Origin of the sequence: Frigoribacterium sp. PvP032 (genome assembly GCF_017833035.1) — a bacterium.
Classification (GTDB): domain Bacteria; phylum Actinomycetota; class Actinomycetes; order Actinomycetales; family Microbacteriaceae; genus Frigoribacterium.
The window spans coordinates 2,644,019-2,658,730 of the sequence record NZ_JAFIBM010000001.1; the positions used below are offsets into that span (position 1 = coordinate 2,644,019).

Here is a 14,712-nt window from a genome sequence, read left to right on the forward strand (position 1 = left end):
CGTCGTCGACGTCAGCTGCGCAGGGTGAAGGCCAGCAGCTCGGGCGCCCGACGCGTGAACGTGCGCGAGCCGATCGCGACGCCGACGACGAGCACGACGACGCCGGCCCCGAGACCCGTGACGAACGACCAGGTGTCGGCGCCTTCCTGCCCCTGGAGCAGGTACCGACCGGCGAACCAGAGCGACGGGGAGGTCGCCAGGACGGCCCCGCCGATCATCGTGACCTGAGCCGCCACCGAGGCGCTGCCGTGCGCCTGGGGCTGCTGGAACGGGTCGTCGTGGGGACGGACCGCCGCGTAGGGCATCGCCGCCGACACGACGCTCGACAGGCCGAGCCCGCTGAGCAGCAGCCCGGCGGAGACGCCGATCTCGGGCAGCAGCGCGCCCCAGTCGCCGAACAGCCAGGTGGCCACGACGGAGCCGAGCACGACGAGGGGCACCCCGATGAGCAGAGGAGGCGCCAGCCGGCCCACACGGTCGGCCAGGCCCCGCGTGCCGGCCGCGACGTGCAGCCACAGCGCCGTGCTGTCGTACGCCACGTCGTTGTGCGGCAGGAACCCCAGGAGGAGGCACATCAACGGCACCGGCACGAGCGCCAGCCAGTGCCAGCTGATCCCCGCGATGCCGAGCGGCACGACGAGGAGGGGCAGGATCGGGATGATGACGAGAGACATCCGGTAGCGGGCGTCACGCATCCAGTAGGTCAGGCTCCGTCCCGCGACGGCCCCCGTCGGGCTCGCCCTGACGAACTCGAACCAGCCGAGGCCGGCTGCGTCGTCGGCGACGTCGGGCTCCGGCTGGTCGACGAAGGCCCTGGCGACGAGCGCGCGCCACGCGAGCCAGAGGGCGACGAGGGTGACGACGGCGACCACGAGGTCCGCGACGACCCTCCCCGTCTCGCCGACCGCGGCGTGCCCCGGCAGGGCCAGGGCGGCGCCGAACGGGGTCCAGGCGAGCACGTCGGCGACCACCCCGCTGGTCCGGCCGCCGGGGAGCGTCGAGCGCACCAGGTCGATGACGAGCGGCACGAGCAGCACGGCGACCACCACGCCTCCCGCGGTCAGGAACTGACGGGCCCGACGAGTGGTGAGGACGACGCTGTTGATCGTCGCCGCGACCAGCGAGGCCAGGTAGGCGGTGGCGCCGGCGAGCACCACGGCGAGGACGGCGAGCGAGGCGATGCCCTGGCCCTCGCCCCACGAGCGCACGTAGCCGGGGGCGACCGCGACGAGCGCGAGCACCGGGAGCCCGACGGCTCCGCCGAGGGCGAGGCCCACGGCCGCCGCCCCCTCGGGCACGCCGAGGACGGCCAGCCTGCGGGGATCGCTCCACGGCGGCCGGACACGGGAGAACGGCAGCACGCTGTAGCCGATGACGACGAGCGCCCCCGCACCCACCACGAGGGCGCGCACGTCCGCCAGCGGATCGTCGCGGAGCGAGCCCGCGAGGGCGGAGACGGCGAGGGAGGCGCCGAGGACGAGGAGGACCGACACGACCGTGACGAGCAGTCGGCGCGGCTCGTGCCGCACCGTGTTCGCGATCGTCTGGAGCCTCAGTCGGAGAAGCTCTGCAACCATTCCATGCCCTCCGTGACGGCTCGGCCGCCGGCCAGCTCGACGAACGTCTGCTCGAGCGACCGGCCCGCCCTGACCTCGTCGACGGTGCCGCTCGCGAGGACGTGGCCGTCGACGATGACCGCGACGCTGTCGCAGATGCGCTCGACGAGGTCCATGCTGTGGCTCGAGAGCAGCACCGTGCCGCCGCCGGCGACGTAGCGCTGGAGCACGTCGGTCACCGTCGCCGCCGACACGGGGTCGACCGACTCGAACGGCTCGTCCAGCACGAGCACCCTGGGCGAGTGGATGACGGCCGCCGCGAGGGCGATCTTCTTCGTCATGCCGACCGAGTAGTCGGCGACCAGCCGGCCGAGGGCGTCCTGCAGGCCGAAGGCGGCCGCCAGGTCGGCCGAGCGCTTGCGGGCCGTCGCGCCGTCCAGGCCGCGGAGGGTCGCGGAGTAGTAGAGCAGCTGGGCGCCGGTGAGGCGGTCGAACAGCCGGAGGCGGTCGGGCAGCACCCCGAGCGCGCGCTTGGCCGCGGCGGGGTCGGACCAGACGTCGGAGCCGAGCACCGACACGGTGCCCTCGTCCGGGCGGAGCAGGCCGGTGACGATGGAGAGCGTCGTCGTCTTGCCCGCGCCGTTGGGGCCGACGATGCCGTAGAACGACCCTGCCCTGACGTCGAGGTCGACGCCCTCGACGGCGACGGTGCTGCCGTACCTCTTCACGATGCCCTTGATCGAGAGGACGACCGGTCGTTCGGCATCGTCCGCAGGAGGCGTCGCCGCCTCGTCGGGACCCGCCACGTCGTCGACGGCGTCGGCCTCGCGGTCGCCGGCGTCCGGCGCGGGCTGCTCGAGGACCTCGTCCACGGCCCCTGCCGGCACGACGTCGTCAGCCGGGGTCTCGTCGGGCACCGTCTCGTCGGACACCGTCTCGTCGGACACCGTCTCGTCGGACACCGTCTCGTCGGGCACCGACTCGTCCGGCAGCGTCTCGTCGGGCACGGTCTCGTCAGACGCCGTCTCGTCGGGCACCGTCTCAGCGGACGCCGTCTCGTCGGAGACCGCCTCGTCGGGCAGCGTCTCGTCGAGCTCGGCCACGGCCTCCTCGGCGAGGGCCGCCTGCTGTGCGGCGACCTCGGCGGCGGCGGCTTCCTCTGCCGCTGCGGCGGTGGCGGCCGCCGCCCGTGCACGGGCGTTCGCCGCCCGCGTCGCCGCGGCCTTCTTCGCCGCGGCCGATCGATCAGCGGCCGTCCGTGTCGACGCGGGCTTGCGGCCGGCGGACGTGGTCCGGGGGCTCCTCGGGGCGGCAGAGGCGCCTCCGCGGGTCGGGGTCCGGTCTCGTGCTGCCCCCGCGCCCCGGCCGGGCTCGTCGACCGTCGCCACCTCGTCCGGTACGCCCGTCGGCGTCGCCTCGTCGTCCATCTGATCCCCCCGGTGAAGCGTGTCCCCGCCGCTGCGCGTCGGCTCGTCGGGGTGCAGGGCACCCTCCTGGTCGTCGCGCGCGGAAGCCATCGCACCACCGTACCAAGCGCGGCGGCCCGGCACGCCCGTCGCGAGGACCATCACGAAAGGGACACGACCGCGATCGGACCTGCCGCTCGAGGACTGCTCGCTGTAGTCTGGGCGAGCACGACGACGTGTCCACATCGAGTCCCGAGGGTGAACGCCGCCCGAACACCAGACGGAGAGGCGCCAGAGACGGCGCCTGACCGCACCTCCCGGGGCACGACCCAGAAGAGCGATTCGACACCTGTCGAGACCCGGGGCCCGCCCCACGGATCACCGATCCGACGTCGAGGCGGCGCACCGCGACGGCCCCACCGCCGGCCGGCACGGCACGACAGGCAGACAGTCAGCCCCACGAGGAGACAGACGTGAGCAAGACAGACAGCACCAGCCCCCAGATCGTGATCCTGGCCGCCGGCCTCGGCAGCCGCCTCGGTCGTTCGCTGCCCAAGGCGCTCACCGAGCTCAGCGACGGCCGCACCATCATGCAGCAGCAGTTCGACAACATCCGTTCTGCCTTCGGGCCCGACGCACGCATCACCGTCGTGGTCGGCTACAAGTTCGAGCACATCGTCGAGGCCTTCCCCACCGCCTCCTTCGTGTACAACGAGCAGTACGACCAGACGAACACCTCCAAGAGCCTGCTGCGCGCGCTCCGTGCCAGCACGTCGGGCGGCGTCCTGTGGATGAACGGCGACGTGGTCTTCGACCCCGAGGCGCTCCGCCGGGCGGCGCGTCAGGTGCGCGACGAGCAGTCGTTCGTCGCCGTCAACACGTCCAAGGTGTCCGACGAAGAGGTCAAGTACACGACCACCGCCGAGGGCTACATCGCGCAGCTGTCGAAGCAGGTCGTGGGCGGCCTCGGCGAGGCCGTCGGCATCAACTTCGTCGCCAAGGCCGACAAGGCCGTCCTGATGCGCCAGCTCGCCAAGGTCGACGCCCAGGACTACTTCGAGCGCGGCATCGAACTGGCCATCGAGCAGAACGGGCTACTCTTTGAGCCCGTGGACATCTCCGACCTCTACGCCGTCGAGGTCGACTTCGCCGAGGACCTGGAGCGCGCGAACCTCTTCGTGTGACCGGGGCCGGTCCGAACAGACCGAGCCCAGCCGGCAGGGGCGTCCCCCGACACCGAGGACATCCGTGAGCACAGCCCTGGCCGATCGCCCCCGGCGCACCGGGGCCGCCCGCTATCGCCAGACGCTCTGGCTGCTCACCAGTCGCGACCTCAAGGTCCGGTACTCGACGTCGGCTCTCGGCTACGTCTGGTCGATCCTCGACCCGCTGGTCATGGCGGGGATCTACTTCTTCGTGTTCCAGGTGGTCTTCAAGCGCTCCGTCGGCGAAGACCCCTACATCGTGTTCCTGCTCAGCGGGCTGCTCCCGTGGATGTGGTTCAACGGCGCGGTGTCCGACAGCACCCGGGCGTTCATCCGCGAGGCGAAGCTCGTGCGGTCTACCAAGATCCCCCGCACGATCTGGGTGTTCCGCCTCGTCGGGTCGAAGGGCATCGAGTTCGCCCTCAGCCTCCCGGTCCTCGCCCTGTTCGCGATCCTCGGCCAGGCCGAGCTGCACTGGCAGGTGGTGTTCCTGCCCCTCGCCATGGTCATGCAGACCGTGCTCGTCGCCGGCGTGGGCCTGATCGTCGCCCCGTTGGTCGTGTTCTTCCGAGATCTCGAGCGCGCCACCAAGCTCGCCCTCCGGTTCCTCTTCTACGCGTCGCCGATCATCTACGGCACGAACGACCTGCCCGAGAGCCTGCACGTCCTCGCTGCGTTCAACCCCCTCAGCGGGATCTTCGGCCTGTACAGGTCCGCCTTCTTCCCCGAGCAGCTCGACCTGCTCGAGGCCCTCGTCGGGGGCGGCATGTGCCTCCTCCTCCTGGCCGTCGGCCTCGGGGTGTTCCGTGCCAGCGAGCGCGCCGTGCTGAAGGAGATCTGATGGCTCCCGCCGCCGACCAGCCCGTGATCCGCGTCGAGGGAGTGGGCATCCGCTTCCGTCGCAACCGGCGCGGCCGCCGCTCGTTCAAGGACCTCTTCTCCGACTCGGGTCGGCGGTCCCGCCCCGGGGAGTTCTGGGCCCTGCGCGACGTCTCCTTCGACGTCCGCGCCGGCGAGGCGATCGGCGTGGTGGGCCGCAACGGCCAGGGCAAGTCGACGCTGCTGAAGCTCGTGGCGGAGGTCATCCTCCCCGACACGGGGTCCGTCTCGGTCTCAGGAGGCGTCGCTCCCCTGATCGAGATCACCGGCGGCTTCGTCGCCGACCTCACCGTCCGCGAGAACGTGTACCTGACGGCGGGCCTCCACGGCATGCGCCGGGACGAGATCGACGAGCGCTTCGACGAGATCATCGAGTTCGCCGAGATCGCCGCGTTCGTCGACACTCCCTACAAGCACCTCTCGAGCGGCATGAAGGTGCGGATCGCCTTCGCCGTGATCTCGCGACTCGAGGAGCCGGTCATCCTGGTCGACGAGGTGCTAGCGGTGGGCGACAAGGCGTTCCGGGAGAAGTGCTACGGGCGGATCGAGCAGATGCTCGCTGACGGCCGCACCCTCTTCCTCGTCTCGCACAACGAGCGCGACCTCAAGCGCTTCTGTGCCCGCGGTCTCTACCTCGACAAGGGTCAGCTCGTGTTCGACGGCCCGCTCGACGAGGCCCTCGCCCGGTACGCCTCCGATCATCCTCCCCGGCCCGCGGCGTAGCATCCGGTGATGCCCGATCGCCACTTCTCGCCCCGTCCCGCCGAGGACGATCTCGTCCCCGCAGCCCCCGGAACCAGGCCCCCCGAGTCGTACAGCGCTGCGGCACCGGGCTCCGAGGTCGTCGACTCGGCGTGGCTGCGTCGGCTGGACCGCCTCCTCGCAGTGCAGCGCCCCGTGGTGGTCAAGCACGTCGCGGCCCTCCGGCGGCGACACCGCAAGGCAGATCCCGCGAAGCTCATCCGCATCCTCGAGCGCGAGTACCTCACCGCCGTCACGTCGGGCGGTGCCGCAGTGGGGGCGAGCGCCGTCATCCCCGGTGTCGGCTGGGGCATCTCACTCGCTCTCTCCGGTGTCGAGACCGCCGGGTTCCTCGAGGCGAGCGCGCTCTTCGCCCAGTCGGTGACCGAGGTGCACGGCATCGCCGTCACCGATCCGGAGCGTGCTCGCGCGCTCGTCATGACGATGATGATGGGCGCGCCCGGCGCCACCCTGGTCCGCCAGTTCGCCGGGGAGGCGCTGGGCACCGCTCCCGCCCGCAGCGCGTTCTGGGGCGAGCTGGTCACGCAGAAGCTCCCCAAGACGGCCATCAGCGGGCTCACCGACACCGTCCGCAAGCACTTCGTCCGTCGGTTCGCCGCGTCGCAGACCGCGACCATCCTCGGCCGAGCCGTGCCGTTCGGCATCGGAGCTGTCGTCGGCGGCACCGGCAACCACCTGCTGGGACGGAAGGTCGTGGCGAGCGCGAGGGACGCCTTCGGGCCGGCCCCCGCCTCCTTCCCGATCGAGCTCGGCGCCTGACGCGCCGCCCGGCGGCGACCGCCGCGACGCCGGCGAGCGGCGCCGGTGTGGCTCCTCCCCCTGTCGGGCGCCGTCCACAGGGCGGAACGAGGACGGTCGGAGGTCGGTCCTAGCGTCGCGGCATGACCGTGACAGCCCCCACCGCCTACAGCGTCCCCTTCCGACTCGACCGCTCGCGCGGGCCGCGCATCGTCCGCCTGGTCAACGAGGGCCACGAGGTGGTGTCGTCCCTGCGGGTCACCCTGCTCGGCTCGGGCCTCCTGGTGCCCGTCTGCAGCAGCGCGCTGCGTCCCGGCCAGTCGATGGCGCTGAGCGTCATCGGGCCCGAGCTCGTCGCGAGCTCGATCGCCGTCGTCCGCTGGTTCCGACCGTCGAGGGAGGAGTACCTCTGGCGGTTCAGCTTCTGACGGCGCGGGCGCGACGCTCCGCCACGTACTCGGCGGCCGAGAAGGCCTCGAGCACGGGCGGGAGGTGCTCACCCGACATGCCGCCGACCAGCACGGCGGGATCGACTCCGAGCACCGCCGCGAGTCGGACGATCGTGTGCAGCACGGGGTTGCCGACACCGCGCTCGATCTTGCCGTAGTTCGACACGTTCATCCCTGCGAGGTGGGCGACCTCGTCCTGGCTCAGCCCGAGGCGCTGGCGCTCGACACGAACTCGTTCACCGAAGAGGAGGGCAGCAGGAGACGACGGATCGGGCATGCCTCATGGATACGCCCACCGGTGGTACGAGTCCAGATCCCGGACGCCTGGATGCCAGGTGCACGAGCGCTACATGCCTCGACGCGGCCCGTGCCTCAGAGGGAAGCTGCGCTCCCTGAGGCCTCGGTTCCTGGGTCGTCGGCTCCGGAGGCGTCGGCGCGTCGGGCGAAGTCGTCCCTCCGCTCGACGAGCTGGTGCACCGCGTCCTCGAAACGCGCCGTGGCGGCCCCGGGGGTCGTGTCGCCGAAGTAGTGCCGGACCCAGTGGTCGAGGCGCCGCCGCGCCTCGGGATCGTCACGGACGCGATCGACGACGTCGACGACGTCGCCGGCCTCCGCCGCGTCGAGCCACTCGGCAGCACCGAGGTAGCCCCGTTCGTCGACGTCGGCCTCGGCGGACGCCGGCCTGGTCACCACGAGGGGCCTGCCCGTGGCCAGGCGGTCGTAGATCATCGCCGAGACGTCGGTGATCGCGACGTCGGCCGCCGTGAGCTGCCAGCCGAGCTGCGGACTCGTGTCGTAGATGTGCCCTGCCCCGGGCGCCGCTGCGTTCGCGGCCTCGATCGCCGCGACGACGGCCACGTGCGCGCGACGGTAGTCGCGGTCGACCACCCCGCTGCGAGGGTGCGGTCGGTAGACGAGCCGATGCCGCCCCGACGCCAGGAGCGCCTCGGCCAGACGGACTCCGTGCGTCGCGATGGACCCGTAGGTCGCCGCCGGGCGGTCGCCCTCCCACGTCGGGGCGTAGAGGACCACGATGCGGTCGTCCGGCTCGAAGGGAGGAGCCCCTGCCGCGTGGTCGGCCTGCGGTCGCCCGATCTGCACGGCTCGCCGGTCGAGGTCGTAGTCCCAGAGGGCGAGCTCGAGCCGCGCGCGGGCCGCGTCGCCGGCGATGAACGCGTAGTCGTACGCCTTGAACTGGTTCGTGGTCATGTACATCTTGTCGCTCTCGCCGTGGTTGACGAAGACGTGCCACATGCGCCCGTAGCGCATCATCTGGAAGTTCTTGGCGTTCTGGTTGACGTACAGGGTCATGGCGAGGGGGTGCGACTCGACGAACTCCTCGAGGTCCACGACCTGGCGCGCGTAGACGACGGGGACGGGCGACTCCTCGAGCAGGGTGAGCATGGCGCCGGGCGAGCGCGCGACGATCGCGACGGGAACGGTCTTCGCGAGGTGGGCCAGCGGTGCGTACCACTGGCGGATCTGGTACATGTTCACCGCGGTGTCCGCGAAGTACACCGCGACGCGGACGGTGCCTGCTGCCGGCCGACGCCCGTCGTGGCCGAGCCGTTCGAGGCGCCGGCGCTGCCGCCGCGACTTCCAGGCACGCGCGGCCAGTCCCCTGGCGAGCGTGATGTCCCGTTTCAACGGCACGAGGGATCCTCCTGTGGTACTGGTGTGCCCGACGACCGTCGCGCACCGAGCTGTTCCAGGCTAGATCACCGGAGGGCGGCCAGCCCTGGACATGCGCAGGACCGTTGCCCAGCCGATGGACCGACGTCCGCCGGGAGACGTGCGCCAGCCCTCGACCCAGCCGCCGGCCCAGGCTCCGAGGCGGGCAGGCGTCGTAGCCCAGCGCAGCACCTGCACGGCCGTCCAGCTGGCGACGTAGACGGGCACGAGCGGCCACGGCAGGTTCCGCTTCGCGAGCCAGACCCGGTTGCGGGCGTTGAGCCGGTGGTACTCGGCGTGGCGGGCCGGGTCGATGACGGGGTGGTGAGCCACGAGACCGCCCTCGTAGCGCACCCGGAGCCCCTGGGCCCAGACCCGCCACGCGAGCTCGATCCCCTCGTGCGCGTAGAAATAGGGCTCGCCCCAGCCTCCGCAGGCGTCGAAGACCCGACGGGGCATCACCGTGGCGCCCTCCCAGACCGAGAAGACGTCACTCGACTCGGCAGGGTCGCCCTTGCGCAGCCGTGGGATCCAGCGTCGGGGCGACGACGCCCCCGACGCGTCGACGACGCGGGGCTGCACGAGCCCCACGTCGCCCTCACGCTGCATCAGGGCGACGGCGTCTGCCAGGAAGGTCGGGGACGGGACGCTGGCGTCGTCGTCGAGGAAGAAGACCCACTCGCCCGTCACGCGCTCCGCCCCGCGGTTGCGGCCTGCGGGGATGCCGACGTTCTCGGGGAGCGTCAGGACCGAGACTCCCTCGGGGACCGGGCCGGGGCCCCCGCCGTTGCCGACGCAGACGACGTCGACCTCGACGCCGACCTGGGCCAGGACGCTCTCGAGGCCACGACGCAGGTCGTCAGGCCGACGGCCCTGCGTCAGGCTGACGACCCCGACCCGTGGCACAGAGCCGGTCGTCGGCGCGGTCAGGAGCGGACCCTCTTCGATGCCATGATCGCCACGAAGTGCCCCACCAGCGCGACCACGGACAGCGGCAGCAGCAGCGACACGAGCACGCGATCCGCCAGCGGCTCGCCGACGACGAGCCCGACGAGGGCGGCGACGAAGGCGAGCATGGTGAGCTCGACGGAGTGGTACAGCCTGTGGAAGGGGACGAAGCGAGCCGCCGCGCGGAGCTTCGAGAGCATGCGGCCGCTGGGCACGGTCGCGCCCCCGCGCTTGTCCTCGAGGCGGGTCAGCCCGGCGTTGGCACGGGCCACGTGCACCATGTCGTTGAGGGCCTTGTTGAGGACGATGACGAGGGCGAGCGCCGTGCCGAGCGTGGTCCAGAGCCAGTCCGCAGGCACGTCGAACGGCCAGCCGGCCGCCCGCACGCCGAGCGCCACCGGGATGAGCGCCTCGGTCGAGTAGTGCCCGACCTTGTCGAGGAACACGCCGGCCGGAGAGCTCGTGCCGCGCCACCGGGCGACCTCGCCGTCGCAGCAGTCGATCAGCATCTGCAGCTGTCCGAGGACCAGGGCGAGCATCGCGCCCCCGATCCCGGGCACGAGGAGCGCGGCCGCGGTGGCCCAGCCGGTGAGGATCATGAGCCCGGTGACGCCGTTCGCCGTGACGCTCGTCTTCAGCAGCCACCACGTGAGGTAGGGCGAGACGTCGCGCAGGTAGAGCGAGGCGGTCCAGTGCTCGGCGTTGGCACGGCTGCGGACCTCGGGCGGCTGGGCCACCCGTCGCAGCTCGGCGATGGACGTGGGACGCGTGGGCAGCGCGGTCATGGCGTGAGCTATCTTCCCGTGTGCGCGGTGATGTTCCCCGTCAGGTCGAGGAACCCCGCCACGAAGCCGAGCCCCCAGCCGAAGTGGATGGAAGGCAAGACTACGAGAAACCACAGTCGTGTGCGGAGGCCGTCGCCGCGAGCCACGAGCAGGGCCGCGAGCACCACGAAGGCGACGTAGAGGCCAGGCACGACGAGCCCGAGCAGCGCCCACGCCGCCGCGGTGCCCGTCAGCGCCCCGACGATGCCCACCAGCCCCGCGAGCACCCCCAGGACGACGCCCACCACCATCGTGGGCGGCACGAGGTAGCGGAGGGTGTTCGCCTTCGGGAACCGACGCGCGAGTTCTCCGCGCCACAGGCCGGTGGCGACGAACTGACGGGCCAGCTTGCGGAGGCTGGGCCGCGGCCGGTACGTGACGACCAGGTCGGGCGTGAACCACACCGTCCCCCCGGTGGCCCGCAGTCGGCGGTTGAGCTCCCAGTCCTGACCGCGCTTGACGCCCTCGTCGAACAGGCCGACCTCGAGGAGGCGGTGGCGCAGGAACACGCCGAGGTAGGCGGTCTCGGCGGGCCCCTCCGCGCCTCCGACGTGGTGGGGGGTGCCGCCGAGTCCGACGCGGCTGCCGTAGGCACGGGCCACGGCCTTCTCGAAGGGCGTGCGCCCCTCGGCCAGCATGATGCCGCCCACGTTGTCGGCGCCGCTGCGACGCAGGGCGTCGACGGCCCGGCGCGTGTAGTCGCGCGGCAGGACCGAGTGGGCGTCGACCCGCACGGTGATCGGGTGGACGCTCGCGCGGATGGCGACGTTGAGCCCCGCCGGCGTCGAGCCGACCGGGTTCGCCAGGCTGCGGATGCGGGGATCCGCGGCCGACATCGCCGCGACCACCTCGTTGGTGCGGTCGACGCTCGGGCCGAGCGCCAGGAGGACCTCGAACGGCCCCTCGTAGTCCTGGTCGATCAGGCTCTCGACCGCCGCGCGGATCTCTCGCTCTTCGTTGAGCACGGGCATGACGTAGGACACGCCGGGCGCCGGGCTGTCGGGAAAGGTCATGGAGGGGCCTCGGGATGCGGCGCTGACGCGCTGACGGACGAGACCGGAGCCCCGCGGAGATCCCGCCGAGCCTACCAAGGCCGAAGGGCGGGCCGGGGCAGCAGGTGCCCTGGCCCGCCCTGAGGAGGAGCGGTCTCGTCCCCGAGGTCAGCTCGTGAGCGTGTCCAGGGTCACCTGGGCGGTCGCCTCCGCACCGTCGCGCACGTACGTCAGCTCGGCGGTGGCGCCCCCGGCGAGGAACCGGACCTGGGCGGTCAGGTCGGTGCGGCTCGTGACGGCGATGCCGTTGAACTCGGTGACCACGTCGCCGGCCCTCAGGCCCGCCTCCTGGGCCGCGCCTCCCTGGCTGATCTCGACGATCAGCGCACCGACCCGGTCGGCGCCCTGTGCCGTGGCGGCGTCGTCGACGCTCGCGCCCAGCAGGCCGTGCGTGGCGCTGCCGTTCGCGATGATCTCCTTCGAGACCCGCTGCACGAGGGCGGAGGGGATCGAGAAGCCCACGCCGATGCTGCCCGACGACGAGCCCGAGCTCGCGATCGCGACGTTCAGGCCGATCAGGTCGCCCTTGGAGTCGAGCAGCGCACCGCCCGAGTTGCCGGGGTTGATCGACGCGTCGGTCTGGATGACCGGGAGCGAGATCACGCTGCTGGCCTGGTTCTGGGTGCTCCCGTCGCCGTTGTTGAACGAGAAGGGGCCTTGGCCGTTGTTGTCGCCCTGGTCGCCCTGGTCGCTGCCGTCGCTCGGAGCGGCGGAGGACTGCACGGTGATGCTGCGGTTGAGGGTCGACACGATGCCGTCGGTGACGGTGTTCGAGAGCCCGAGGGGCGCGCCGATCGCCACGGCCGTGTCGCCCACGTTGAGCTTCGACGAGTCGGCGAACGTGATGGGCTTCAGGCCCGTGGCGTCGACCTTGAGCACCGCGAGGTCGACCGTGGGGTCGAGCCCCACGACCTCGGCGGGCAGGATGTTGCCGTCGCTGAGGGTGACCGTGACCGTGCCGGAGGCGCTCGCCCCGTCGAGGGTCACGACGTGCGTGTTGGTCACGATGTAGCCGTCGTCGGAGACGATGACGCCCGACCCCGTGCCGCCAGACGACCCGCTCGCGACGTTGATCGTGACGACGGACGGGGTGGCCTTCGCCGCGACCGCCGTGATGGCCGTGGCGTCGTCGTAGTCGTTGACCGTGAGCTCACGCGACGGACCGCTGGAGGCGGTCGTGCCTCCGCGGCCGTCCGCGACCACTCCGCCGACGACCCCGCCGAGCGCGCCGCCGGCGATCAGGCCGACCGCGAGGGCCGCCGCGAGGACGCCCTTGCCGCCACGACGCTTCGTCGTGGTCGTGGCCGGGGGTGCCCAGGCCCCAGCGCCCTGGGGGACTCCACCGGCGACCGGGCGCCCGAAGGCGTCCGTCTGCTGCTGCTGCGACGACGCCTGCCCGAACTGGTTCGCCTGCGGGGACGAGCCTGGCTGCTGGTAGGAACCGGGCTGCTGCTGCTGGGGCGCGGCCTGCTGGTACGAGGCCGGCTGCTGGTACGACGCAGGTTGCTGGTACGAGCCGGGCTGCTGGTACGAGCCGGGCTGCTGGTACGACGCGGGCTGCTGGTACGAGCCGGGCTGCTGGTACGACGCAGGCTGCTGGTACGACGCAGGCTGCTGCTGCTGCTGCTGGTACGGAGCAGGCTGCTGCTGGGGGGCAGGTCGCCCGTCGGCCGATCCGGCGCGGGCGGCGGCCTCGTCGGCGAGGGAGCCCGGCGTGCTGCCGGGCAGGGGCGGGGCGCCGAACGTGACGGTCGGCTCCTCGGCGGGGCCCCCGGTCGTCGGCGCCTCGCGGGTCGCGTCGGCGTCGTGGTCGTGGTCGGGACCGACGTGGTCGTCCGCGCCTCGGGGGGTCTCGTTCATGAGGGTGTGCTCCTTCCAAGCCCCGCCAGCCTGGTCGCGCAAGCTGTGCAGCGCATAAGACCCGCCTGGGAGCGGGCTGCGGTCAGCTTATGCGTCCGCCCGGTGGATGCAGCCCGTCGCCCTGGACGCGACCGGCCGTGCGGGTACCGTGACAGCACCATGACTGCACCTGCCCCCTGGGAACGCGCCGCCCGCGGCGCGATGTTGCTCGACGGCGCGGGCCGTGCCGCGCCCACCGTGTTCGCCGAGATGTCGGCCCTGGCCGCCCGTACCGGGGCGATCAACCTCGGCCAGGGCTTCCCCGACGAGGACGGACCGCCGGCCGTGATCGAGGCCGCCCACGCGGCCCTCGACGGGGGCCTGAACCAGTACCCGCCCGGTCGCGGCAGGCCGGAGCTGCTCGAGGCAGTCGCCGAGCACCAGCGCCGGTTCTACGGCATCGACCTCGACCCGGCACGCGAGGTGCTCGTCACGGCCGGCGCGACCGAGGCCCTGGCCGCGACGATCCTGGCCCTGGTCGACGACGGCGACGAGGTCGTCACCCTCGAGCCGTTCTACGACGCGTACGGAGCCGTGATCGGCCTCGCGGGCGGCGTGCACCGCACCGTCCCGATGCACGGGGCCGAGTTCGCCGTCGACCACGACGAGCTCCGGGCGGCCTTCTCGGACCGCACCGCGCTGGTCGTCGTCAACGACCCGCACAACCCCACCGGCACCGTGCTCGACGCGGCGACGAGGCAGCTGGTCGTCGATCTCGCCCGCCGACACGACGCCGTCGTCGTCACCGACGAGGTCTACGAGCACCTGCTGTTCGACGGCGCAGCCCATGTGCCCCTCGCGACCCTGCCTGGTGCGGCGGACCGCACCCTGAGCATCTCGAGCGGCGGCAAGACCTTCAGCACCACCGGCTGGAAGATCGGCTGGCTCACCGGCCCCGAGCACCTCGTCTCGAAGGTGATGACGGTGAAGCAGTACCTCACCTTCGTCAACGGCTCGGTCTTCCAGCCCGCGATCGCCGTCGGCCTCGGGCTGCCCGACCAGTGGTTCGCCGACCTCGCCGCCGGGCTGCAGCGCAAGGCGGAGCTCCTGGCGGACGGGCTCGTCGCCGCCGGGTTCACCGTCTCCCCCTCCCGGGGCGGCTACTTCGTCGTCGCCGACGCGGCCCCGCTCGGCTTCTCGGACGCCGCCGACCTCTGTCGCCGCCTGCCAGAGCTCGCCGGCGTCGTCGGCGTCCCCGTGAGCGCCTTCTGCCACGAGGAGGCGGCGGTCGAGCACGCGTCACGCATCCGGTTCGCGTTCTGCAAGCGCACGGAGGTGCTCGAGCAGGCCGCGAGCCAGCTGGCGGCCCTGCGCGTCTGAGGG

14 protein-coding genes are annotated in these 14,712 nt (G+C 72.3%); 6 read left to right on the forward strand and 8 right to left on the reverse strand.

Going from position 1 to position 14,712, the window contains the following annotated elements; all coding sequences use genetic code 11:
* Positions 1-11: 11 nt before the first annotated feature.
* A complete protein-coding gene (locus JOE35_RS12150; RefSeq protein WP_209561285.1) occupies positions 12-1,577 on the reverse strand; it encodes an ABC transporter permease in 1,566 nt (521 codons plus the stop codon).
* Positions 1,553-3,073: an ABC transporter ATP-binding protein gene (locus tag JOE35_RS12155; protein ID WP_245186107.1), complete on the reverse strand. Its 1,521-nt coding sequence runs from the start codon at positions 3,071-3,073 to the stop codon at positions 1,553-1,555. Before JOE35_RS12155 ends, JOE35_RS12150 begins: the two co-directional genes overlap by 25 nt.
* 362 nt (positions 3,074-3,435) lie before the next feature.
* Here JOE35_RS12155 and JOE35_RS12160 point away from each other — a divergent pair, with 362 nt between their 5' ends.
* The 5 genes from JOE35_RS12160 to JOE35_RS12180 all read left to right on the forward strand — a co-directional run bounded on the left by JOE35_RS12160 (position 3,436) and on the right by JOE35_RS12180 (position 6,974).
* Positions 3,436-4,146: a phosphocholine cytidylyltransferase family protein gene (locus JOE35_RS12160; RefSeq protein WP_307803066.1), complete on the forward strand. Its 711-nt coding sequence runs from the start codon at positions 3,436-3,438 to the stop codon at positions 4,144-4,146.
* Between the two features lie 64 nt (positions 4,147-4,210).
* Positions 4,211-5,008: an ABC transporter permease gene (locus JOE35_RS12165; RefSeq protein ID WP_209561286.1), complete on the forward strand. Its 798-nt coding sequence runs from the start codon at positions 4,211-4,213 to the stop codon at positions 5,006-5,008.
* On the forward strand, positions 5,008-5,769 hold the full coding sequence (locus JOE35_RS12170) for an ABC transporter ATP-binding protein (RefSeq protein ID WP_209561287.1): 762 nt from the start codon (positions 5,008-5,010) through the stop codon (positions 5,767-5,769). The genes JOE35_RS12165 and JOE35_RS12170 overlap by 1 nt, the downstream gene beginning before the upstream one ends.
* Positions 5,770-5,778: 9 nt before the next feature.
* On the forward strand, positions 5,779-6,567 hold the full coding sequence (locus JOE35_RS12175; protein ID WP_245186108.1) for a hypothetical protein: 789 nt from the start codon (positions 5,779-5,781) through the stop codon (positions 6,565-6,567).
* 122 nt (positions 6,568-6,689) lie between these two features.
* A complete protein-coding gene (locus JOE35_RS12180) occupies positions 6,690-6,974 on the forward strand; it encodes a hypothetical protein (RefSeq protein ID WP_209561288.1) in 285 nt (94 codons plus the stop codon).
* On the opposite strand, the gene JOE35_RS12185 is transcribed toward JOE35_RS12180, so the two are convergent.
* From JOE35_RS12185 to JOE35_RS12210, 6 genes are all read right to left on the reverse strand, one after another.
* Positions 6,964-7,272, reverse strand: coding sequence for a helix-turn-helix domain-containing protein (locus JOE35_RS12185; protein ID WP_209561289.1), 309 nt, complete (start codon positions 7,270-7,272; stop codon positions 6,964-6,966). The genes JOE35_RS12180 and JOE35_RS12185 overlap by 11 nt on opposite strands.
* Before the next feature lie 95 nt (positions 7,273-7,367).
* Entirely contained in the window at positions 7,368-8,648 is a 1,281-nt protein-coding gene (locus tag JOE35_RS12190) for a CDP-glycerol glycerophosphotransferase family protein (protein ID WP_307803067.1), read from the reverse strand.
* Positions 8,649-8,708: 60 nt separating this feature from the next.
* The gene (locus tag JOE35_RS12195) at positions 8,709-9,572 is read right to left on the reverse strand and encodes a glycosyltransferase (RefSeq protein WP_307803068.1); all 864 of its coding nucleotides are present in this window, start codon (positions 9,570-9,572) and stop codon (positions 8,709-8,711) included.
* A 20-nt stretch (positions 9,573-9,592) separates the two neighbouring features.
* On the reverse strand, positions 9,593-10,399 hold the full coding sequence (locus tag JOE35_RS12200; protein WP_209561290.1) for a CDP-alcohol phosphatidyltransferase family protein: 807 nt from the start codon (positions 10,397-10,399) through the stop codon (positions 9,593-9,595).
* Between the two features lie 8 nt (positions 10,400-10,407).
* Positions 10,408-11,451 (reverse strand): glycosyltransferase family 2 protein, encoded by a 1,044-nt coding sequence (locus JOE35_RS12205; protein WP_209561291.1) that lies wholly within the window; start codon positions 11,449-11,451, stop codon positions 10,408-10,410.
* 147 nt (positions 11,452-11,598) lie between these two features.
* Positions 11,599-13,350: a S1C family serine protease gene (locus JOE35_RS12210; protein WP_209561292.1), complete on the reverse strand. Its 1,752-nt coding sequence runs from the start codon at positions 13,348-13,350 to the stop codon at positions 11,599-11,601.
* Positions 13,351-13,509: 159 nt separating this feature from the next.
* Here JOE35_RS12210 and JOE35_RS12215 point away from each other — a divergent pair, with 159 nt between their 5' ends.
* The gene (locus JOE35_RS12215; RefSeq protein WP_209561293.1) at positions 13,510-14,709 is read left to right on the forward strand and encodes an aminotransferase class I/II-fold pyridoxal phosphate-dependent enzyme; all 1,200 of its coding nucleotides are present in this window, start codon (positions 13,510-13,512) and stop codon (positions 14,707-14,709) included.
* The last annotated feature ends 3 nt before the right edge of the window (positions 14,710-14,712 follow it).

Coding starts and splice junctions, on each gene's coding strand:
- JOE35_RS12170 (WP_209561287.1), top strand. CDS start 5,008: ATGGCTCCCGCCGCCGACCAGCCCGTGATCCGCGTCGAGGGAGTGGGC.
- JOE35_RS12175 (WP_245186108.1), top strand. CDS start 5,779: ATGCCCGATCGCCACTTCTCGCCCCGTCCCGCCGAGGACGATCTCGTC.
- JOE35_RS12155 (WP_245186107.1), bottom strand. CDS start 3,073: ATGGCTTCCGCGCGCGACGACCAGGAGGGTGCCCTGCACCCCGACGAG.
- JOE35_RS12185 (WP_209561289.1), bottom strand. CDS start 7,272: ATGCCCGATCCGTCGTCTCCTGCTGCCCTCCTCTTCGGTGAACGAGTT.
- JOE35_RS12180 (WP_209561288.1), top strand. CDS start 6,690: ATGACCGTGACAGCCCCCACCGCCTACAGCGTCCCCTTCCGACTCGAC.
- JOE35_RS12205 (WP_209561291.1), bottom strand. CDS start 11,451: ATGACCTTTCCCGACAGCCCGGCGCCCGGCGTGTCCTACGTCATGCCC.
- JOE35_RS12215 (WP_209561293.1), top strand. CDS start 13,510: ATGACTGCACCTGCCCCCTGGGAACGCGCCGCCCGCGGCGCGATGTTG.
- JOE35_RS12210 (WP_209561292.1), bottom strand. CDS start 13,350: ATGAACGAGACCCCCCGAGGCGCGGACGACCACGTCGGTCCCGACCAC.
- JOE35_RS12200 (WP_209561290.1), bottom strand. CDS start 10,399: ATGACCGCGCTGCCCACGCGTCCCACGTCCATCGCCGAGCTGCGACGG.
- JOE35_RS12150 (WP_209561285.1), bottom strand. CDS start 1,577: ATGGTTGCAGAGCTTCTCCGACTGAGGCTCCAGACGATCGCGAACACG.